Below are 20,615 nucleotides of genomic sequence, written 5' to 3' on the forward strand. Positions count from 1 at the left end.
GCAAGACGCTCGGCTGGAATACCCCAGCCGAGCGTCTACGTGATCTACTCACCACCTAAAACCAAGTGGTGTTGCGACGACCCCTTGAACCCAAGGAGTCCCCGGGGGCCTTTCCGTTGCCCCGGCCCTACTTGCGGGCCGAGGTGACGCGGTAGACGTCGTACACGCCCTCGACGCCGCGGACCGCCTTGAGGACGTGGCCGAGGTGCTTCGGGTCGCCCATCTCGAAGGTGAAGCGGCTCATCGCCACCCGGTCGCGGGAGGTCTGCACCGCCGCCGACAGGATGTTGACGTGCTGGTCGGACAGGACCCGGGTGACGTCCGAGAGGAGCCGGGACCGGTCCAGCGCCTCGACCTGGATGGCCACCAGGAAGACCGAGGACTGGGTGGCCGCCCACTCGACCTCTATCATCCGCTCGGGCTGCTGGCTGAGCGCCTCCACGTTGACGCAGTCGGCGCGGTGCACCGAGACGCCGTTGCCGCGGGTCACGAAGCCCACGATCGGGTCGCCCGGGACGGGGGTGCAGCAGCGGGAGAGCTTGACCCAGACGTCCTCGACGCCCTTGACGATGACACCCGGATCGCCCTTGGCCCGGCGGCGCACCGCCCGGCGGGTGTCGTGCGTCGGGGTGGCGGTCTCCGCGAGGTCCTCGGTGGCGCCCTCCTCCCCGCCGAGCGCCTGCACCAGCTTCTGCACGATGTTCTGCGCGGTGACGTGGCCCTCGCCGATCGCGGCGTACAGCGAGGAGATGTCGGGGTAGCGCATCTCGTGGGCCAGGGTGACCAGCGAGTCGCCGGTCAGGATCCGCTGGATCGGCAGGCCCTGCTTGCGCATCGCCCGGGCGATCGCGTCCTTGCCGTGCTCGATCGCCTCCTCGCGGCGCTCCTTGGAGAACCAGGCGCGGATCTTGTTGCGGGCCCGCGGCGACTTGACGAAGCCCAGCCAGTCCCGGGAGGGGCCGGCGTTCTCCGCCTTGGAGGTGAACACCTCGACGCTGTCGCCGTTCTCCAGGGTCGACTCCAGCGGCACCAGCCGCCCGTTGACCCGTGCCCCGATGCAGCGGTAGCCGACCTCGGTGTGGACGGCGAAGGCGAAGTCCACCGGGGTGGCACCGGCCGGCAGGGCTATGACGTCGCCCTTGGGCGTGAAGACGAAGACCTCGTTGTTGGAGAGGTCGAAGCGCAGCGACTCCAGGAACTCGCTCGGGTCCTCGGTCTCCTTCTGCCAGTCCAGCAGCTGCCGCAGCCAGGCCATCTCGTTGACGGCGCCGGCCTTGTCGTCCTTGCGGGTCTGGGCCGGGGTGTCGGTGCGGACCTTGGAGGCGCCGGCCACCGCGCGCTGCTTGTACTTCCAGTGCGCGGCGATGCCGTACTCGGCCCGGCGGTGCATGTCGAAGGTGCGGATCTGCAGCTCGACGGGCTTGCCGCCAGGACCGATCACCGTGGTGTGCAGCGACTGGTACATGTTGAACTTGGGCATCGCGATGTAGTCCTTGAACCGCCCCGGCACCGGGTTCCACCGCGCGTGGATGGTGCCCAGCGCCGCGTAGCAGTCGCGGACGGTGTCGACCAGGACCCGGATGCCCACCAGGTCGTAGATCTCGGCGAAGTCCCGGCCCCGGACGATCATCTTCTGGTAGACCGAGTAGTAGTGCTTCGGCCGGCCGGTGACCGAGGCGGTGATCCGGGCCCCGCGCAGATCGCCCTGGACCTGGTCGATGACGGTCGCCAGGTACTCGTCGCGCTTGGGCGCGCGCTCGGCGACCAGGCGGACGATCTCGTCGTACATCTTGGGGTAGAGGATCGCGAAGGCGAGGTCCTCCAGCTCCCACTTGATGGTGTTCATGCCCAGCCGGTGTGCCAGCGGGGCGTAGATCTCCAGCGTCTCGCGGGCCTTCTTCTCCTGCTTCTCCCGCTTGAGGTAGCGCATGGTGCGCATGTTGTGCAGGCGGTCGGCCAGCTTGATCACCAGGACCCGCGGGTCCTTGGCCATCGCGACGACCATCTTGCGGACGGTCTCGGCCTGCGCGGCCTCGCCGAACTTGACCCGGTCCAGCTTGGTGACGCCGTCCACCAGCAGGGCCACCGAGTCGCCGAAGTCCTTGCGGAGGGTCTCCAGGCCGTAGTCGGTGTCCTCGACGGTGTCGTGCAGCAGCCCGGCCATCAGGGTCGGGGCGTCCATACCCAGCTCGGCCAGGATGGTCGCGACGGCCAGCGGGTGGGTGATGTACGGGTCGCCGCTCTTGCGCTTCTGCCCGCGGTGCCACTTCTCGGCGACGGCGTAGGCCTTCTCGATGTCCCGCAGCAGGGCCGGGTCGGCCTTGGGGTCGTTCGCCCGGATCGAGCGGAACAGCGGTTCCAGCACCGGGTTGAGCACGCTGGAACGCTGGCCGCCGAGGCGGGCCAGGCGGGCGCGCATACCGCCGGAGGAGGAGGGGCGGGTGGCCGGAGCCACCGGGCGGGAGGAGGTCGGCGCCGGGCGTGCCGGGGTGGCCCCCGAGGGCGTGGGACGGTCTTCGGGGGCGGCCGCTTGGGCCGTGGGCACAACCTCGTCGGGCAAGGACACTCCTCGGGGCACCGGGCCTGCCCCTCGTACGGCTCGCACAACCGGGAGGGGATGAATCTTCATGGTACCGAGCCGGGCGCTCCGGTGTTCAGCCGCCCGGGCCCGGACACCCGAAGGGCGGCGGTCGGATGATCCGACCGCCGCCCTTCCGTCTGACCTCAGACCGTGACCAGCGTCTCCAGCGGAGCCCCGTTCAGGTGTCCGGAGAGCCTCTCGCGGCCGTCCAGGAAGCCCAGCTCCATCAGCACCACGACGCCCACCAACTCGGCGCCGGCCTCCTTCACCAGGTCCAGCGAGGCGCCGATCGTGCCGCCGGTGGCCAGCACGTCGTCCACCACCAGCACCCGCTCACCGGGTGCGAAGGCGTCGCACTGCACCTCCAGCGTCGCCGAGCCGTACTCCAGCTCGTACGAGCGCTGGAACACCTCGCCGGGCAGCTTGCCCTTCTTGCGGATCGGCACGAAGCCGAGCCCGGCCGCGAAGGCCGCCGGGGCCGCCAGCACGAAGCCGCGCGCCTCCAGGCCCACCACCTTGGTCGCGCCCAGGGCCGTCGCCCGGTCCGCCAGCGCCCGGGTGAGGGCCCCGAAGGCCTCGGCGTCGGCGAGCAGCGGCGCGATGTCCTTGAACAGCACACCCGGCTTCGGGTAGTCCGGGACGTCCCGGATCCGGCTGTTCAGCAGCTCGGTCAGGGCGATGTCGGCGGTGGTCACAAGAGTCCTTACGGTCGGGCGGGCTTCAGTGCTTGGTGGACGGACGGCCCTTGGCACGCACGGTACCGGCCGTGCCACGCTGACCGACCATACCCGCGGGCAGGTCGCCGTCGGCGAACTCCTCCCCCGCCGGCGTCCCCTCGCCCTCGGCGGCCGCCTTGGCGTCCGCGGCGCGGCGCTGGGCGACCCGCTTGGCGAGCGCCTTCATCTCCGGCTGCTCCTCCTTGAGCTGCGCCAGCAGCGGCGTGGCGACGCAGATCGAGGAGTAGGCACCGGCGGCGAGACCGATGAACAGCGCCAGCGAGATGTCGTTCAGGGTGCCGGCGCCCAGGAAGCCGCCGCCGATGAACAGCAGCGCGGCGACCGGCAGCAGGGCGACCACGGTGGTGTTGAGCGAGCGCACCAGGGTCTGGTTGAGGCCCATGTTGGCGGCCTCGCTGTAGGTGCGCTTGTTCTGCTTGGTGAGCCCCTTGGTGTTCTCCTTCACGGTGTCGAAGACGACGACCGTGTCGTAGAGCGAGTACCCGAGGATGGTCAGGAAGCCGATCACCGTACCGGGGGTGACCTCGAAGCCCACCAGGGCGTACACGCCGATGGTGATCAGGAGGTCGTGGATGAGGGCGACCAGCGCCGCCACCGCCATCCGCCACTCGAAGGCGATCGCCAGGTAGACCGTCACCAGCACCATGAAGATGATCAGGCCGGTGAGGGCCTTCTGGGAGATCTGCTTACCCCAGCTGGGGCCGATCACCTGGGTGTCGATCTCGGCGACCGGGACGCCGAGCTCCTTGGACAGCTGGTCGGTGAAGGTCGCCGCGGAGACCGTCTCCTCGTCCTCGGAGCTGACCTGGATGCGGATCTTGCCGTTGTCCGTCGACTGGACCAGCGCGTTGGAGTGGGCGATCTTGTTCGCCGCGTCCTGCGCCTGCGAGACGGTCAGCCCCGGCTTGTTGACGGTGTAGACCGAGCCGCCCTTGAACTCGATCCCCAGGTGCAGACCCATCGCCAGGCCGATCGCGGCGACCAGGACGATCACAGCGGAGATGCTGTACCAGAGCTTGCGGCGCCCGACGAAGTCGAAGCTGACCTCGCCCTGGTAGAGCCGGTGACCCAGATTGGAGAAGCGTGACACGGTGTCAGGCCTCCTTCACGGCGGCAGAGGAGGAGGAGCTGCGGCGACGGGTGCTGCGCAGCGGCGGGCGGGCGCCAAGGCGCTTCGGGTCCAGACCGGACCACGGGTGGCCGTCCGCGAAGAACTTGCGGCGGGCCAGCAGCGTGATCAGCGGCTTGGTGAAGAGGAAGATCACCACCACGTCGAGCGCGGTGGTCAGGCCCAGGGTGAAGGCGAAGCCCTGCACCTTGCCGACCGAGACCAGGTAGAGCACGGCGGCACAGAGGAAGGACACGAAGTCCGACACCAGGATGGTGCGCCGGGCGCGCGGCCAGGCCCGCTGGACCGCCGGGCGCAGCAGGGCGCCCTCGCGGACCTCGTCGCGGATGCGCTCGAAGTAGACGATGAAGGAGTCCGCGGTGATACCGATCGCGACGATCGCGCCGCAGACGGCCGGCAGGTTCAGCGCGAAGCCGATCCCCGCGCCGAGCAGGCTCATGATCGAGTAGGTCAGGGCCGCCGAGACGAGCAGACCGGCGATCGAGACCAGGCCGAGGCCGCGGTAGTACATCAGCGAGTACACGATCACCAGCAGCATGCCGATGGCGCCGGCGATCAGGCCGGCCTTCAGCTGGTCGCCGCCGAGCTGCGGGGAGACGGTGGTGACGTCGCTGGTGGTGAACTCCAGCGGCAGGGCGCCGAAGCTCAGCACGTTGGCGAGGCTCTGCGCCTCCGGCTGGCTGAAGCTGCCGGAGATCACGGCCGAGCCGCCGGGGATGGCGTTGCGCACGTACGGGTGGGAGACGACCTGGCCGTCCAGCACGATGGCGAACTGGTTGGTCGGGCTGGGCTGGGTGGCGAGCTGGCCGGTGACCGCCGTGAAGGCGTCGGTGCCGGTGCCGTTGAACTGGAGCTGGACCTGCCAGCCGGCACCCTGCTGGGTGTCGATGGTGGCCTGCGCCTTGGAGACGTCGGCGCCCTTCACCGCGACCGGGCCGAGGGCGAGCTTGTAGTAGACGCCCTGCTCGTCCTTCTGGGTGCAGGCGATGGCCGGCTGGTCGTCACCCGTCTGGAAGTTCTTGCGCTGCTCGGGCTTGGTGCAGTCGAGCTTGGCGAAGTCGGCCGCCAGCGACGGCGGCACGGTGCCCTGGGTCATCGCGCTGGAGAGGTCCGGCGTGACCGGGTCGGTGGGAGCGCTCGGGGCGGCACTCGCGCCGGTGGTGGCGGTCGCGGACGGGGTGGCGTCGGCCGCGAGGGCCTCACTGGCCGCGCGGCCCTGCTTGGTGGCGCTCGGCGTGGCGGTGGTGGCACCCGCCGATGCCGTACCGGCGGCCGGGGGGGTCGCGCCCGGGGCGGCGGAGCCGGTCGCCGAGGGGGTCCCGCTCGGGGCCGGTGCCGGGGCGGCGATGCCGCTCGGCGCGAGGGCGAGGACGGGGCGGAAGAACAGCTTCGCGGTGGTTCCGACCTGGTCGACCGCGCTCTGCTTGTCACCGCCCTTGGGGATGTTGACGATGATGTTCTCGTCGCCCTGGGTCTGGACCTCCGCCTCGGAGACGCCCATCCCGTTGACACGCTGCTCGATGATCCCGGTCGCGATGTCCATGTTGGACTTGTTGATCGCCTTGGGGTCGGTCGACTTCGCGGTCAGCGTGATGCTGGTGCCGCCTGCGAGGTCGATCCCGAGGCGGGGCTTGGTGTGGCCCGTCCCGAACATGAGGGCGACCAGTCCGACGGTGACGACCAGGATGAGGGCCAGTGCCCGCCCTGGGTAGCCGTCGCGCGGGCGCGACTTGGGTGCTGCCACCTTGCTCGTTTCTCCCTGTCCATGCCACCTCCCCGACCGGACCCCCGTCCGGCTCGCGGCGGGACGGGGGCATGGCGGATCTGCGGCCCTGAGGTCCTGTGGGCTCGCGGCACTGCGCCGCGCGGCCGGGCGGTTGCCCGGACCGTACTACTTGCTCGCGGAAGCCCCGCCCTCGACATCGCCCTTCGCGGCGCTGTCCTTGGTCAGCGTCAGCGGCTTGTCCTCGACCGGCTCGGCGTCGGCGTCCTCGGCCTCCGGCTCGGTCAGCTCGTCATCGGCGGGGCGGCCGTTGATGATCGCGTCGTACTCCTGCGGGTCCAGGACGGCCGCGATCGCGCTCTTGGTGAAGTGGGAGACCACACCGGGCGCGATCTCGAGCTCGACGGTCTCGTCGTTGATCGCCTTCACCTGGGCATACAGGCCGCCAATGGTGCGCACCCCCGCCCCGGGCTCCAGCGCCGTCTGCATCTGCTGCATCTGCTGCTGGCGCTTCTTCTGCGACCGGAACATGAGCACGATCGCGATGATCGGGAGGAGAAGGATGATGAGGTTCACTGCAGCCAGGGTCCTTTACGGGCCGCCGGCCGGCGGCCTGTGTGGTATTGGTCGGCCCGTCAGGTGAGAGGGGCGGTCCGGCGGAGTCTAGGCGACCCCGAACTGATCGGACAACGCCAAGCATCGCATCCTGCCACCGAAAGTGGCGACCCTCCGCCTGCACAGTTTCCCCGGAACTTCTCCCCCGGGCCCCTGCGCACAGGCCCGTTCGGGCCCCCGCGCCGGAGCCGGCCGGCCACCCTTCACCCGTTCAGCCCTCGTCGGCCGGGAAAAGTTCCGCCTGTGGTGGCACCGTGCCCCGGGTGGTCTGGACCGGCGGGGTGAGCCCGAGGTGCTGCCAGGCGGCGGGGGTGGCGATCCGCCCGCGCGGAGTGCGGGCGAGCAGGCCCTCGCGGACCAGGAACGGCTCGGCGACCTCCTCGACCGTCTCGGCCTCCTCCCCCACGGCGACCGCCAGTGTCGACAAACCGACCGGGCCCCCGCCGAACAGCCGCAGCAGCGCGTCCAGCACCGCGCGGTCCAGCCGGTCCAGACCGCGGGCGTCCACCTCGTAGACGGCCAGCGCCTGGGCGGCGATCTCCGGGGTGACCACGCCGTCGTGCCGGACCTGGGCGTAGTCGCGGACCCGGCGCAGCAGCCGGTTGGCGATCCGCGGGGTGCCCCGGGAGCGGCCGGCGATCTCGGCGGCGCCGGCCGGGTCGATCTCGACGTCCAGCAGGGCGGCCGAGCGGTGCACCACCCGCTGGAGCTCGGCCGGCGCGTAGAACTCCATGTGCCCGGTGAAGCCGAACCGGTCGCGCAGCGGCGGCGGCAGCAGGCCGGCCCTGGTGGTGGCGCCGACCAGGGTGAACGGCGGCAGTTCCAGCGGAATGGCGGTGGCGCCCGGGCCCTTGCCGACGATCACGTCGACCCGGAAGTCCTCCATCGCCATGTAGAGCATCTCCTCGGCCGGCCGGGACATCCGGTGGATCTCGTCGAGGAAGAGCACCTCGCCCTCGGTGAGGGAGGAGAGGATCGCCGCGAGATCCCCCGCGTGCTGGATGGCCGGTCCCGAGGTGATCCGGATCGGGGCGCCCAGCTCGGCCGCGATGATCATGGAGAGGGTCGTCTTGCCGAGCCCGGGCGGTCCGCTGAGCAGCACGTGGTCCGGCGCGGTGCCGCGCTTGCGGGCGGCCTGGAGCACCAGGGAGAGCTGCTCGCGCACCCGCTCCTGGCCGATGAACTCGTCCAGCTGCTTGGGACGCAGCGCCGCCTCGACCGCCTGGTCCTCGCCGTCGGCGGCGGCCGTCACCAGCCGGTCGGCCGGTTCGGAGTCGTACGGGCTCATCGGTGCGGGCTCCAATGTCGACAAGGTGACAGATGGTCAGATCGCGCGGTGCTGTCAGCGGGCGCGGTTGAGGGTGCGCAGCGCCGCCCTGAGCAGGGCCCCGACGTCCGTGACGGACTGCGCCTCCGCCTCCGGGGTGACGGCGGTGACCGCCTCGTCCGCCTCGCGCGGCGCGTAGCCGAGGCCGACCAGCGCGGAGTGCAGCTGCTCGCTCCACGGCGCGGGCCCGGCGGCGATCGCCTTCTGGGCGGGGACGCTGCCGTGCGGGGCGCCGAGCTTGTCCTTGTACTCCAGCAGCAGCTTGGCGGCCTTGGCCTTGCCGATGCCGGGCACCGCGATCAGCGCCTTCTCGTTGCCCGAGGCGACGGCGGCACGCAGTTCGTCGGGGCTGTGCACGCCGAGCATCGCCTGGGCCAGGCGCGGTCCGACACCGGGCGCGGCCTGGAGGATCTCGAAGACGGCCCGCTCGTCGTCGTCGGCGAAGCCGTACAGGGTGAGCGAGTCCTCCCGGACGACCAGCGAGGTGGCGAGCCGGGCGGGTTCGCCGAGCCGCAGGCCCGCAGTGGTGGCGGGGGTGCACTGGACGGCCATGCCGACGCCACCGACCTCGACGACGACGGTCCCGCCGCTGATGGCGGCCACCGGGCCCTGGACGAAGGCGATCATCGGGTGGCTCCTCGGGGGGCGCGGACGGAGGACGGGCGGACGGCGGGCGGCGCCGCCTTGGCGAGGGCGGCGGCGATCCGGTCGGTGGCGCCGCCGCGCCAGATGTGGCAGATGGCCAGCGCCAGCGCGTCGGCGGCGTCGGCCGGCTTGGGCGGGGCGTCGAGCCGCAGCAGGCGCTGCACCATGGCGGTGACCTGGGCCTTGTCGGCCCGGCCCGAGCCGGTGACGGCGGCCTTGACCTCGCTGGGGGTGTGCAGGGTGACAGGTATGCCGCGCCGGGTGGCGCAGAGCATCGCGACGGCGCTGGCCTGGGCGGTGCCCATCACGGTGCGGACGTTGTGCTGGGCGAAGACCCGCTCGACGGCGACCAGGTCGGGCCGGTGCTCGTCGAGCCAGCTCTCGATGCCCTGCTCGACCAGCAGCAGCCGCGGCCCGATCTCCGCGTCGGCGGGGGTGCGCACCACGCCCACCCCGACCATCCGCAGCGGCCGGCCCGGCGCACCGTCCACCACGCCGATACCGCACCTGGTCAGCCCCGGGTCCACACCCAGTACCCGCACTTCGGCCCCGCCTCTCGTCCTCGACCTGCGAAGGCTACCGTCCGGGTCCGACAACCCGACCGACGACACCGGCCCGGCGGTCCAGGGGACCACCGGGCCGGGGAGTGAGAACGATCACTCGGCGTCGAGCTGCGCACCGACCTCGTCGCTGATGTCGAAGTTGGCGAAGACGTTCTGCACGTCGTCGCTGTCCTCCAAGGCGTCGATCAGCTTCAGGATCTTGCGGGCGCCGTCGACGTCCAGCTCGACCTGCATGCTCGGGAGGAAGTTGGCCTCGGCCGAGTCGTAGTCGATGCCGGCGTCGACCAGGGCGGTGCGGACGTCGACCATCTTCGAGGCCTCGGACACGATCTCGAACGACTCGCCGAGGTCGTTGATCTCCTCGGGCTCCTGGTCCAGGACGACCTCGAAGAGCTTGTCCTCGTCCACGCCGTCGGCCTTGGGGACGATCACGACGCCCTTGCGGTTGAACAGGTAGGAGACCGAGCCCGGGTCGGCCATCGAGCCACCGTTGCGGGTCATCGCCACGCGCACGTCGGAGGCGGCGCGGTTGCGGTTGTCGGTGAGGCACTCGATGAGGACCGCGACACCGTTCGGGCCGTAGCCCTCGTACATGATCGTCGAGTAGTCGGCGCCGCCGGCCTCGGCGCCCGAACCGCGCTTGACGGCCCGGTTGATGTTGTCGATCGGGACCGAGCTCTTCTTCGCCTTCTGGATGGCGTCGTAGAGCGTCGGGTTACCCGCCGGATCGCCGCCACCGGTGCGCGCCGCCACCTCGATGTTCTTGATCATCTTGGCGAAGAGCTTGCCGCGCTTGGCGTCGATCACGGCCTTCTTGTGCTTGGTGGTAGCCCACTTAGAGTGGCCGGACATCGCCAGCTCCTTTACGTCGCCAAAGGGAAATGAAACAGATGAGATCTTACCGGTGTCGTCACCACCGGATGGCACACGGTCAGCGCGCGGCGGCGAGGTGCTCCTCGACCATCGACACGAAGTAGCCGTGCACCCGGTGGTCACCGGTGAGCTCCGGGTGGAAGGAGGTCGCCAGCAGGTTGCCCTGGCGCACGGCCACGATCCGGCTCTCCGGGCCGTCGGCGGCCGGCAGCTCGGCCAGCACCTCGACACCCGCGCCCACCGACTCGACCCAGGGGGCGCGGATGAACACGCCCTGCACCGGGCCGTCGGTCAGACCCGCGAAGGTGACACCGGACTCGAAGGACTCGTTCTGGCGGCCGAAGGCGTTGCGGCGCACGGTCATGTCGATGCCGCCGACGGTCTCCTGGTCGTCCCGGCCGTCCAGGATCTTGTCAGCCAGCATGATCATGCCCGCGCAGGTGCCGTACACCGGCATGCCCGCGGCGACCCGTGCGCGCAGCGGGTCCATCACGCCGAACAGCAGCGCCAGCTTGGACATGGTGGTGGACTCCCCGCCGGGGATCACCAGCGCGTCGACCTCGGCCAGCTCCTCGGCACGGCGCACCGGGCGGGCGAGCGCGTCGGCCTCGGCCAGCGCGACCAGGTGCTCGCGGACGTCGCCCTGCAGGGCGAGGACGCCGATGACTGGAGTGCTCACGGTCTCAACCTCGTTCGATCGTTCTTCGGGAATACGTGGCGCGGCCCGCCGCGCGCCGAGGCGCTGCGGCGGGCCGGCCCGGGTCGCGGGTGACTACCAGCCGCGGTTGGCGTAGCGCTCGGTCTCCGGCAGGGTGTCGCAGTTGATGCCGACCATGGCCTCGCCCAGGTTGCGGGAGGCGTCGGCGATGATCTTCGGGTCGTCGAAGAAGGTGGTGGCCTTGACGATGGCGGCGGCGCGCTTGGCCGGGTCGCCCGACTTGAAGATGCCCGAGCCGACGAAGACGCCCTCGGCGCCCAGCTGGCGCATCAGCGCGGCGTCGGCCGGGGTGGCCACGCCACCGGCGGAGAACAGCACGACCGGCAGCTTGCCCAGCTCGGCGACCTCCTTGACCAGCTCGTACGGGGCGCGCAGCTCCTTGGCGGCGGCGTACAGCTCGTTGTTGTCGAAGCCGCGCAGCTTGGCGATCTCGTTCTTGATCTGGCGCAGGTGGCGGACGGCCTCGACCACGTTGCCGGTGCCGGCCTCGCCCTTGGAGCGGATCATGGCCGCGCCCTCGGCGATGCGGCGCAGGGCCTCGCCCAGGTTGGTGGCGCCACAGACGAAGGGGGTGGTGAAGGCCCACTTGTCGGAGTGGTTGACCTCGTCGGCCGGGGTCAGCACCTCGGACTCGTCGATGTAGTCCACACCGAGCGACTGCAGGACCTGGGCCTCGACGAAGTGGCCGATCCGGGACTTGGCCATGACCGGGATCGAGACCGCGGCGATGATCTCCTCGATCATGTTCGGGTCCGACATGCGGGCGACGCCGCCGTCCTTGCGGATGTCGGCCGGAACCCGCTCCAGGGCCATGACGGCGACAGCGCCGGCGTCCTCGGCGATCTTGGCCTGCTCGGCGTTGACCACGTCCATGATCACACCGCCCTTGAGCTGCTCGGCCATGCCGCGCTTCACCCGGGCGGTACCGATCTGCGGCTGGTCTGCGGTGGTGGGGGTGGTGGACACGTGAGACCTCACTCGAAGATGAACCAGTGCTATCGCCCTATGGTAGGCGGAAGAAACGGCCCCTCCATGCGCCACCAAGTCCAGCCCGGCCCACGGGATACGACAAACAGGCCGGATCCGGACGCCGGGTCGGTTCAGGCCGGAGCGCCCTCGGGGGTGAGCGCCGGCGGCGGCGTGTCGTCCATCTCGAAGGCCATCGGGAAGGGCGCCTTGCCCGCCAGCCGGAAGTACCGCACCAGCCGGTGCTCGCGCACCGCCCGGGCCGCGCGCACCGCGTCGTTGTGGAACCGGCGGGCCAGCGGCACCCGGCGCACCGCCGCCGTCAGGTCCTTCACCGCCTCCTCGCCGCCCGGCTCGGCCACCAGCACGGCGACCTGCTCCGACTCGGCGAGCACCGCCCGCAGGGCCAGGCTCAGCTGACTCTCCGCCACCTCGCGCTGCTCGTCCTCGGCCTGCCGGGCGGCGTGCGCGGCGTCCAGCAGCAGCAGCGAGGCCGCCGGGTCCAGCAGGGAGGAGGTCGCCAGCTCCATCGCGACCGAGGCCCGGCGGACCAGCTGCGCGTCCAGCGCCGCCCTGGCGGCGTCGATCCGCGCGTGCAACCGGTCCAGCCGGCCGGCCGTCCAACTCAGGTACATGCCGAACAGCACCACGGCCACGCCGGCCCAGATCCAGGTAGTCACGGGGCGCTACGCTACCGGGTTCCGGGGCCCCGGCCTCGGACGGTGCCGCCGCGTCAGCCCTCGGCGACGGTGCTGCGGTAGCTGTCGCGGTCGATCTCGGTGATGTTCACCGCGGTGTACAGCCGGGTGCCGGCCGCCGGCGCGATGTGCTCGGCCAGCAGCGCCAGGACGGCCTCGCTGAGCGCCGCCTTGGCCTCCGGCGAGCGGCCGGGGAAGATCTGGAACTCCACGAACACCTGGGTGTCGGGGCCCGTGCTCTCGCCCACCACGAAGTCGTCGATCCGGCGGAAGAGCGTCTTGCACGCCTGCGGCGAGGCGTTGATCGTCTTCACGGTGAGCCCGGTGATCGCCACCCCCAGCGCCCCGGGGTCGAAGGAACCCACCAGACTCGGCGAGTAGTCGACGGAGATCTGCGGCATGGGGTCCTCCGAGGTCGGGGTGTGCCGGACGGGTCGTCCGGCACACCCTAACCGCCGGTCAGTCCCGGGCCAGGCCGAACCGGCCGCGGCGCCCGCTGCGCTCGTCCTCCTCGACCACGGCCGCCGCGCCCGCGGTCACCGTCTCGTACACCGCCAGGATGTCGGCGCCGACCGTCGACCAGTCGAACCGCCGCACATGCCGGGACGCCGCCTTGCGCAACTCCTCCAGCCGGCCCGGGTCCCCCAGCAGCCGCAGCGCCGTCCGGGCCAGCGCGTCCGCGTCCTCCACCGGGAACAGCTCGCCCGCGTCGCCGCCGTCCAGCACCTGCTTGAACGCGTCCAGGTCGCTGGCCAGCACCGGAGCCCCCGCCGACATCGCCTCGACCAGGATGATCCCGAAGCTCTCGCCACCGGTGTTCGGCGCCACGTACAGGTCCACGCTGCGCAGCAGCCGCGCCTTGTCCCGGTCGCTCACCATGCCGAGGAACTCCACCTGTCGGCGGACCTCGGGCGCCAGACCCGCGACGGCCTCCTCCTCGTCGCCCTTGCCGGCCACCAGCAGCCGCACCCCGGGCCGCTCGGCCAGGATCCTCGGCAGCGCGGCCAGCAGCGTCGGCAGGCCCTTGCGCGGCTCGTTGATCCGGCCGATGAAGCCGATCGTGCCGGGCTCGCCGGCGGCCGCGCCACCGGTCCAGCGCGGGTCCGGCTCGGCCTCGGCGAAGAACCCGACATCCACCCCGTTGGGGATCACCACCGCGTCGCCGCCCAGGTGCTCGACCAGGGTCCGCCGGGCGTACTCGCTCACCGCGATCCGGGCCCGCATCTTCTCCAGGCCCGGCTGGAGGATCGGCGAGGCCGCGATCATCGCCCGCGAACGCGGGTTGGACGTGTGGAAGGTCCCCACCATCGGCCCGGACGCCGACCAGGCGGCCAGCATCGACAGACTCGGCGAGGCCGGCTCGTGCACGTGGAGGATGTCGAACCGCCCGTCGTGCAGCCACCGCCGCACCCGCGCCGCCGACAGGATGCCGAAGCTCAGCCGCGCCACCGAGCCGTTGTACGGCACCGCCACCGCCCGCCCGGCCGAGACCACGTACGGCGGCAGCGCCTCGTCGTCCTCGGCGGGTGCCAGCACCGACACCTCGTGGCCGAGGCCGATCAGGTGCTCGGCCAGGTCCCGGATGTGGAACTGCACCCCGCCGGGGACGTCCCAGTCGTACGGGCAGACGATGCCGATCTTCACTGGTTCCTCATGCTCCTTCAGGGCCCGGAGGCCTCGGCGGCGGGCTCGCCGACCTGCTCCGCGGCGGGCCTGACGACCTTCGACGGCTGTGCGGCGGGCACCCCCACGGTCTCACGGACCGGGAGGTCGGCCAGCCAGAACCGTTGCAGCATGTGCCAGTCCTCGGGGTGCTCGCGGATCCCCTCCGCCCAGACGTCCGCCATCGCCTGCACCATCGCTTGGGTCTTCGCCTTGCGGTCGCCCTCCGCCGGAGGCACGACCTCCGGGTGGATCCGCGCCCGCAGCACCGGGCCGTCGTACCAGAGCGTCACCGGCATCAGCGCCGCGCCGGTCCGCTGGCAGAGCGCCGCCGGGCCGGCCGGCATCCTGGTCGCCTCGCCGAAGAAGGACACCTCGATGCCCGCCTCCGAGAGGTCCCGGTCGCCCACCAGGCAGACCATCCGGCCCTCGCGCAGCCGGCGGGCCAGCGTGCCGATCACATTGACCCCGCCGCCGGTCAGCGCCAGGACCTCCATGCCCAGACTCTCCCGGAACGCCACGAACCGGTCGAACAGCCGCTCCGGCTTCAGCCGCTCCGCGACCGTGGTGAACGGGTATCCCTCGGAGGCCACCCAGGCGCCCGCCAGATCCCAGTTGCCCGAGTGCGGCAGGGCGATGACCGCGCCGCGGCCCGAGTCCAGCGTCGCCCGCAGCTGCTCGAAACCCTCCACCTGGACATCCCGGGCGATCCGCTCCCGGCTCCATACCGGCAGCCGGAAGGACTCCATCCAGTACCGCATGTAGGAGCGCATCCCGGCCCGCGACAGCTCCCGCAGCCGGGCCCCCTCCGCCTCCGGGCAGACCCGCCGCAGATTCGCCTCCAGCTGCAGCACCCGCTTGCCGCGCTTGCGCCACGCGTAGTCGGCGATCCGGTCGAACAGACCGCGCGCGGCCGGCTCCGGCAGGTGCTTCAACGCCGTCCAGCCCAGCGCGTACGCCGAGTACACCAGTCGGTCCTTCACCGAAGGCCCGCCCCCCTTCAGCTCCCGGCCGCCACACGGTCGGCCTCGAACGCCTCCCGGCGCACCGTCACCATCCGCTGGACCACGGTCACCAGGCTGCCCGCCGCCACCAGCCACAGCGCGACCGGCAGCAGCCACTCCACGTACGGCACACCGAACGTGTGCAGACCCGCGACACCGGCCGCGACCAGGCTGATCACCAGCCGCTCGGCCCGTTCCACCAGCCCCGACACATCACACGGCAGACCCTGGCTCTCCGCCCTCGCCTTGGTGTACGACACCACCAGACCGCTCGCCAGACAGAAGATCGCCACCGCGCAGAGCAGGTTGTTGTCACCCTTGCCCGCGTACCACATCGCCAGTCCGCCGAAGATCGCCGCATCGGCCACCCGGTCCAGCGTGGAGTCCAGGAACGCGCCCCACTTGGAACTCCGCCCCAGCTGGCGCGCCATGTTCCCGTCCACCAGGTCCGAGAAGATGAACAGCGTGATCGTGATGGTGCCCCAGAAGAACTCCCCGCGGGGGAAGAACACCAGCGCACCGGCCACCGAACCGGCCGTACCGATCAGCGTCACGGCGTCCGGGCTCACGCCCAGCCGGATCAGAAACGCGGCGAACGGGGTCAGGACACGTGTGAAGAAGGCACGCGCGTATTTGTTGAGCATGGCCTTCCCGACCGCTCCGATCTCCCTGGTACCCGCCTGGCGCCAGAGTGCGGCAGACGGCCGGACGGATCAGCCCACCCGGCGCACCCATCGTAGCCACGCCGGGGACACCCTCCGGCGCACCGCACCGCCCGCCGGCCCCCGACGCCCGCCCCACCGGCACCCCCGGCGCACGGGCACACACACGCGGTGACCGCGCCGCCGTACGACACGCGGCCTCGCGAACACCGCACCTAGACTCGTCACGACAGCCTCGGCGCGACGGGAGGAGACCCCGATGCCCGACCGCAGCACCGCCCGAGCCGGCCAGGCGCCCACCGTCACCGGCCCCCGCAATCTGCGCAACGTCGTCCTCATCGGCTGCAGCGGCGTGGGCAAGACCACTCTCGCCGAATCCCTCGCCCTCACCGCCGGCGCCATCGGCCGCCCCGGACGCGTCACCGACGGCACCACCGTCTCCGACCACGAGGAGATCGAGCACCAGCAGCAGCGCTCCGTCCAGCTCTCGGTGCTCCCGCTCGAATGGAACGGCGTCAAGGTCAACCTGCTGGACCCGCCCGGCCACCCCGACTTCGCCGCCGACCTGCGCGCCGCCCTGCACGCCGCCGACGGCGCCGTCTTCGTCGTCTCCGCCACCGACCCGGTCACCGCCCCCACCCGCGCCCTCTGGCGCGAGTGCGCCGCCGAGGGCATCCCCCGCGCCATCGCCGTCGCCAAACTCGACATCGCCCGCAGCGGCTTCGACGACATCCTCACCGCCTGCCACGACGCCTTCGGCCTGGGCCCCGACACCCTGCGCCCGCTCTACCTGCCCGTCCACCACGACGGCCACCCCGTCGGCACCGTCGACCTGCTCACCGGCCGCACCTACGGCCGGGCCGCCCCGCTGCCCGACACCAGCGCCGCCCGGGAGAGCCTCGTCGAGGCCATCTCCGGCCAGGACGACACCCTGATGGAGCGTTACCTCGCCGGCGAACCCCTCGACACCGACGCCCTCGAGGCCGGCCTGCGCCGCGAGGTCCTCGCCTGCACCCTCCACCCCGCCCTGCCCACCACCGACACCGGCATCGGCACCGCCGAACTCCTCGACCTCGTCACCACCGCCTTCCCCGACCCCACCGAACGCACCCGCCCCGGCCCCGACTGCGACCCCGACGCCCCGCTCGCCGCCCAGATCGTCCGCGTCACCGGCGACACCTACGTCGGCCGGATCAGCCTGCTGCGCGTCTACGCCGGCACCCTGCGCCCCGACACCCGGATCCACCTCGCTGGCCCCGAGCACCCCGCCGACCAGAACGGCGACGAGCGCGTCACCGGCCTCAGCAGCCCCTTTGGCAAACTCCAGCGGCCCGTCCCGCACGCCACCGCCGGCGACCTCGTCTGCGCCGCCAAACTCACCACCGCCCGGGCCGGCGACACCGTCCACGAGCCCGGCCGGCCGGTCGAACTCGACGGCTGGCCCCTCCCCGAGCCCCTGCTCCCGATCGCCGTCGAGGCCCACAGCAAGGCCGACGACGACAGGCTCTCGCAGGCCCTCGCCCGTCTCACCGCCGAGGACCCGGCCCTCCGCCTCGAACAGAACCCCGACACCCACCAGCTCGTCCTCTGGTGCACCGGCGAGGCCCACGCCGAGGTCGTCCTCGACCGCCTGCGCGGTCGCCACGGCGTCCACGTCGACACCGTCGAGCACCAGGTCGCCCTGCGCGAGACCTTCGGCACCGCCGCCACCGGCCACGGCCGCCTGGTCAAGCAGTCCGGCGGCCACGGCCAGTACGCCATCTGCGACCTGGAGGTCGAGCCCCTCCCCGCCGGCTCCGGCTTCGAGTTCCAGGAGCACGTCGTCGGCGGCTCCGTCCCCAAACACTTCATCCCCTCGGTCGAGAAGGGCGTCCGCGCCCAGCTCGCCAAGGGTGTCGCCACCGGGCACCCGCTCGTCGACGTCCGGGTCACGCTCACCGACGGCAAGGCGCACTCCGTCGACTCCTCCGACTCCGCCTTCCAGACCGCCGCCGCCCTCGCCCTGCGCGACGCCGCCGAGCACGCCGTCATCCGGCTGCTCGAACCCGTCGCCGCCGTCACGGTCCTGCTGCCCGACGACTACCTCGGCGCCGTCCTCGGCGACCTCTCGGCCCGCCGCGGCCGTGTCCTCGGCACCGAGACCGGCGGCCCCGGCCTCACCCTGCTGCGCGCCGAGGTCCCCGAGCTCGAACTGAACCGTTACCCCGTCGACCTGCGCTCGCTCACCCACGGCACCGCCGAGTTCTCCCGCGCCCGGCTGCGCCACGAACCCATGCCCGCCGCCCTCGCGGCCCGCTTCACCGGCGGCTGACCGGGCCCGGGCCGCGGCTCGCGCCGCAGGAGACGCCCTACCGCCGCGGCAGCGCGCACGCCGGTGTGCCGCCCGGCATCCGGTCGCGGTTCCGGGCCACCCAGCGGTACACCACGGCCGCCACCGGCCGCACCGGCGCCAGCGCCAGCACCCCGCCCAGATACGCCCAGACCCCGCCCGAGCGCATCAGCAGCCGCGCCACCGCCTGCGCCCCGCCGTACACCCGGCCCGCCGGCGTCACCCAGAGCACCTCGCGCTCCGCGCGCTCCGCGTTCACCTCTCCACGCCCCCCGGCCGCGGCATCCAGCGCCGCCAGGTCCGCGAACTGGAACGGCACCGCCTCCCAGCCCCCCGAGGCCAGGGTCTGCCGCAGATACCGCTCCGCCCAGTTCGCGCACGTCGTACAGAACGCGCAGTCCCCGTCGAAGACCAGTACCGGATCCTTCACCACAGGCCCCTTCGAACGCACCATGCCCCCATCGTGCACCATCACGGCCGCCGGTCCGCCGCAGGGGCATCGACTGCCCGAAACATGGGCATCATGCCCCACAGGCCCGCCGCGGCCCGATCGTGACGGCACTTCAGACGATCATCCGCGCGCCGGCACCGCGGCACGGTACCCTGCCGCTGACAAGGGGAGGAGGGGACGCCACCGTGACCACACTCGACATGACCCCGGGTGCGCAGATACCCCGGACCGACGCGGGCCCGCAGACCGCCGTCACCCAGGCGCTCTCCTCGGCGGCCTACCGGGACGGCGAGATCTCCGAGTTCGTCGGGAAGGTGACCGCGGCCACCGAGAAGAAGGGCCGCTTCTCACTCTTCCGGCCCAACCTCGGCGAGGCCTTCAGCCGTGCCGTCATCGCCCGCACCCTCGGTGCCGGACGCAAACCCGTCGTGCCCTCCTTCGGGACCGACACCCGCCAGATCGTCGAGCACTGCCTCGCCGCACAGGAAATCCGCGACGCCCGCGACCGTCGGCTCACCACCATCACCGTCGTCACCGGCGTCCTCTTCCTGCCCGGCACCCTGATCTGGCTCGCCGCGTTCCAGCTCCGCGCCTGGCTCAAGAAGGACAGCCCCGACCGGGCCGGCCTCTACGGCGGTCTCGTCCTCGTCGGGGCGGCCGCCATCGCCGTACTGCTCGCCCTGCGACCGCCCGCCGGCGGCCTGTTCGGCATCTATCTGCGTGTGGTCATGCTCGCCCCGGTCATCGGCTGGTACCTCGCCAAACGGATCGTGCTGCGCACCACCGAGGACCTGCGCGCCCGCTGGCAGGCCCTCGTCGAGGGCAGTGCCGTCGCCGCCACCGTGCCCAAGGCCGTCCCCCGGGACGACCTCGACAAGAAGGCCGCCGACCTGCGCGCCAAGCTCGGCCGTCTGGAGGCCGAGCAGGAGACCAACGTCCAGCACTACGCCGGCCCCAAGGGGATCCTCGGTGTCGGAAAGCGCTGGGGCGAGTGGCGGCTCATCGACGTGCTGCAACCCGCCGAGGGTCACGCCGACTTCCGGGCCTTCCACCCCTGGGACCTGGTCCGCAAGATCGCCGGCCGGCTCAAGGGCCTGGGCATCAGCGAGGTCGCCAACAGCGGTATGACCAACGTCTCGGTGAAGCAGTGGGTGGTCCTCGAAGTCGGCGAGAGCGCCGACGAGATCAGCCGGCCCGGCGGTGCCGACATGGACGGCGACCGGATGCGCGAGTTCGCCGTCCAGACCGTCGCCGACCGGCAGACCTTCGCCGGCGGCGGTCCCCGGCACTACCTCGCCACCCAGTTCATCACCTTCGACGGCAAGCTGATCATCACCTTCACCGTGACCGTCACCGTGCTCGCCAACACCCTGACGGTCACGGTCGCCGGCTACGCCCTCGGCCCGGTCAACGGCGTCTTCTTCGACAAGCCCAAGCCGAAGGAGAAGACCGAACCGAAGACCGGCAAGTTCTGGGAGGAGCGCACCATCCAGCTCCCCCTGATCGACAACGACGAGGTGGTGCGCCAGGCCGTCCGCGCGCCGTTGGTGCGCGCCCCCGGTCTGCTCTCCTGGCTCGGCGGCGGCCTCGGCCTGCCCGAGCCGTTCGGCCTGCGGCACGCCTGGGCCTCGCCGCCGTGGGGCAGCCGGTTCATGACCGACAACGCGCTCAACGCCTCCGTCCCGGTGCTCAGCGCGGTGCACGCGGCCACGCTGGAGTTCCTGGAGGAGCACGACCTGGACACCGACCGCTTCAAGAACCGTGCCTCGATCATCAAGTCCGAGGCACAGGGCACCCGCCCGTTCCGCGTCGACAGCTACGACGCCGGCTGAGCGATGTGCGGAGGGGCCCGCCCGCCGGGGGGCGGGGGGGGGGGCCCCCCCCCGGCCCGGGGGGGGGGGGGGGCGCAGCCCCCCGGCGCCACCCACGCCC

General features: G+C 71.9%; 19 protein-coding genes. 2 read left to right on the forward strand and 17 right to left on the reverse strand.

All coding sequences use genetic code 11. From position 1 onward, the window contains the following. Nucleotides 1-127 precede the first annotated feature (127 nt). From ACIP82_RS13745 to pgsA, 16 genes are all read right to left on the reverse strand, one after another. Nucleotides 128-2,560 carry a RelA/SpoT family protein gene (locus ACIP82_RS13745; RefSeq protein ID WP_400653561.1) on the reverse strand — a complete coding sequence of 811 codons (2,433 nt, stop codon included), beginning with the start codon at nucleotides 2,558-2,560 and terminating at the stop codon, nucleotides 128-130. Between the two features lie 164 nt (nucleotides 2,561-2,724). Then, nucleotides 2,725-3,276: an adenine phosphoribosyltransferase gene (locus tag ACIP82_RS13750; RefSeq protein WP_363614786.1), complete on the reverse strand. Its 552-nt coding sequence runs from the start codon at nucleotides 3,274-3,276 to the stop codon at nucleotides 2,725-2,727. A 25-nt stretch (nucleotides 3,277-3,301) separates the two neighbouring features. Then, entirely contained in the window at nucleotides 3,302-4,408 is a 1,107-nt protein-coding gene (gene secF, locus ACIP82_RS13755) for a protein translocase subunit SecF (protein ID WP_363614784.1), read from the reverse strand. A gap of 4 nt (nucleotides 4,409-4,412) precedes the next feature. Continuing rightward, nucleotides 4,413-6,191, reverse strand: a complete 1,779-nt coding sequence (gene secD, locus ACIP82_RS13760; protein WP_400653562.1) for a protein translocase subunit SecD — start codon at nucleotides 6,189-6,191, stop codon at nucleotides 4,413-4,415. A 147-nt stretch (nucleotides 6,192-6,338) separates the two neighbouring features. Continuing rightward, on the reverse strand, nucleotides 6,339-6,746 hold the full coding sequence (gene yajC / locus ACIP82_RS13765; RefSeq protein ID WP_400653563.1) for a preprotein translocase subunit YajC: 408 nt from the start codon (nucleotides 6,744-6,746) through the stop codon (nucleotides 6,339-6,341). A gap of 250 nt (nucleotides 6,747-6,996) precedes the next feature. Then, nucleotides 6,997-8,073 carry a Holliday junction branch migration DNA helicase RuvB gene (gene ruvB / locus ACIP82_RS13770; RefSeq protein WP_363614780.1) on the reverse strand — a complete coding sequence of 359 codons (1,077 nt, stop codon included), beginning with the start codon at nucleotides 8,071-8,073 and terminating at the stop codon, nucleotides 6,997-6,999. Nucleotides 8,074-8,127: 54 nt separating this feature from the next. Then, complete coding sequence (ruvA, locus tag ACIP82_RS13775) at nucleotides 8,128-8,739, reverse strand: Holliday junction branch migration protein RuvA (RefSeq protein ID WP_363614778.1); 612 nt, start codon at nucleotides 8,737-8,739, stop codon at nucleotides 8,128-8,130. Further along, complete coding sequence (ruvC, locus tag ACIP82_RS13780) at nucleotides 8,736-9,299, reverse strand: crossover junction endodeoxyribonuclease RuvC (RefSeq protein WP_400653564.1); 564 nt, start codon at nucleotides 9,297-9,299, stop codon at nucleotides 8,736-8,738. Before ruvC ends, ruvA begins: the two co-directional genes overlap by 4 nt. A 114-nt stretch (nucleotides 9,300-9,413) precedes the next feature. After that, nucleotides 9,414-10,172, reverse strand: coding sequence for a YebC/PmpR family DNA-binding transcriptional regulator (locus tag ACIP82_RS13785; RefSeq protein ID WP_209410139.1), 759 nt, complete (start codon nucleotides 10,170-10,172; stop codon nucleotides 9,414-9,416). A 79-nt stretch (nucleotides 10,173-10,251) separates the two neighbouring features. Further along, nucleotides 10,252-10,872 (reverse strand): pyridoxal 5'-phosphate synthase glutaminase subunit PdxT, encoded by a 621-nt coding sequence (pdxT, locus tag ACIP82_RS13790; RefSeq protein ID WP_363614773.1) that lies wholly within the window; start codon nucleotides 10,870-10,872, stop codon nucleotides 10,252-10,254. 93 nt (nucleotides 10,873-10,965) lie between these two features. Next, nucleotides 10,966-11,877, reverse strand: coding sequence for a pyridoxal 5'-phosphate synthase lyase subunit PdxS (gene pdxS, locus ACIP82_RS13795; RefSeq protein WP_030258885.1), 912 nt, complete (start codon nucleotides 11,875-11,877; stop codon nucleotides 10,966-10,968). A gap of 134 nt (nucleotides 11,878-12,011) precedes the next feature. Continuing rightward, nucleotides 12,012-12,512 carry a hypothetical protein gene (locus tag ACIP82_RS13800; RefSeq protein ID WP_363614788.1) on the reverse strand — a complete coding sequence of 167 codons (501 nt, stop codon included), beginning with the start codon at nucleotides 12,510-12,512 and terminating at the stop codon, nucleotides 12,012-12,014. Nucleotides 12,513-12,610: 98 nt separating this feature from the next. Continuing rightward, a complete protein-coding gene (locus ACIP82_RS13805; RefSeq protein WP_400653565.1) occupies nucleotides 12,611-12,976 on the reverse strand; it encodes a 5-carboxymethyl-2-hydroxymuconate Delta-isomerase in 366 nt (121 codons plus the stop codon). Nucleotides 12,977-13,034: 58 nt separating this feature from the next. Further along, entirely contained in the window at nucleotides 13,035-14,219 is a 1,185-nt protein-coding gene (locus tag ACIP82_RS13810) for a glycosyltransferase family 4 protein (protein WP_363614769.1), read from the reverse strand. Nucleotides 14,220-14,236: 17 nt separating this feature from the next. Beyond that, the gene (locus tag ACIP82_RS13815) at nucleotides 14,237-15,241 is read right to left on the reverse strand and encodes a phosphatidylinositol mannoside acyltransferase (RefSeq protein WP_400653660.1); all 1,005 of its coding nucleotides are present in this window, start codon (nucleotides 15,239-15,241) and stop codon (nucleotides 14,237-14,239) included. Next, entirely contained in the window at nucleotides 15,238-15,885 is a 648-nt protein-coding gene (gene pgsA, locus ACIP82_RS13820) for a phosphatidylinositol phosphate synthase (protein WP_363614766.1), read from the reverse strand. The genes ACIP82_RS13815 and pgsA overlap by 4 nt, the downstream gene beginning before the upstream one ends. A gap of 277 nt (nucleotides 15,886-16,162) precedes the next feature. Here pgsA and ACIP82_RS13825 point away from each other — a divergent pair, with 277 nt between their 5' ends. Continuing rightward, complete coding sequence (locus ACIP82_RS13825) at nucleotides 16,163-18,214, forward strand: elongation factor G-like protein EF-G2 (RefSeq protein ID WP_400653566.1); 2,052 nt, start codon at nucleotides 16,163-16,165, stop codon at nucleotides 18,212-18,214. A 37-nt stretch (nucleotides 18,215-18,251) separates the two neighbouring features. Here the strand turns inward: ACIP82_RS13825 and ACIP82_RS13830 are convergent, their stop codons facing one another. Then, entirely contained in the window at nucleotides 18,252-18,686 is a 435-nt protein-coding gene (locus ACIP82_RS13830; protein WP_400653567.1) for a thiol-disulfide oxidoreductase DCC family protein, read from the reverse strand. 182 nt (nucleotides 18,687-18,868) lie between these two features. Here ACIP82_RS13830 and ACIP82_RS13835 point away from each other — a divergent pair, with 182 nt between their 5' ends. Continuing rightward, a complete protein-coding gene (locus tag ACIP82_RS13835; protein ID WP_400653568.1) occupies nucleotides 18,869-20,515 on the forward strand; it encodes a hypothetical protein in 1,647 nt (548 codons plus the stop codon). The last annotated feature ends 100 nt before the right edge of the window (nucleotides 20,516-20,615 follow it).

The organism is Kitasatospora sp. NPDC088548 (genome assembly GCF_044753005.1).
In the GTDB taxonomy this organism is placed as follows: domain Bacteria; phylum Actinomycetota; class Actinomycetes; order Streptomycetales; family Streptomycetaceae; genus Kitasatospora.

What these genes read in the sequence shown, in the direction of transcription:
- ruvB (WP_363614780.1), bottom strand. Translation starts at nt 8,073, where the DNA reads ATGAGCCCGTACGACTCCGAACCGGCCGACCGGCTGGTGACGGCCGCC.
- ruvA (WP_363614778.1), bottom strand. Translation starts at nt 8,739, where the DNA reads ATGATCGCCTTCGTCCAGGGCCCGGTGGCCGCCATCAGCGGCGGGACC.
- ACIP82_RS13785 (WP_209410139.1), bottom strand. Translation starts at nt 10,172, where the DNA reads ATGTCCGGCCACTCTAAGTGGGCTACCACCAAGCACAAGAAGGCCGTG.
- ACIP82_RS13800 (WP_363614788.1), bottom strand. Translation starts at nt 12,512, where the DNA reads ATGTACCTGAGTTGGACGGCCGGCCGGCTGGACCGGTTGCACGCGCGG.
- ACIP82_RS13805 (WP_400653565.1), bottom strand. Translation starts at nt 12,976, where the DNA reads ATGCCGCAGATCTCCGTCGACTACTCGCCGAGTCTGGTGGGTTCCTTC.
- pgsA (WP_363614766.1), bottom strand. Translation starts at nt 15,885, where the DNA reads ATGCTCAACAAATACGCGCGTGCCTTCTTCACACGTGTCCTGACCCCG.
- ACIP82_RS13825 (WP_400653566.1), top strand. Translation starts at nt 16,163, where the DNA reads ATGCCCGACCGCAGCACCGCCCGAGCCGGCCAGGCGCCCACCGTCACC.
- ACIP82_RS13830 (WP_400653567.1), bottom strand. Translation starts at nt 18,686, where the DNA reads ATGGTGCGTTCGAAGGGGCCTGTGGTGAAGGATCCGGTACTGGTCTTC.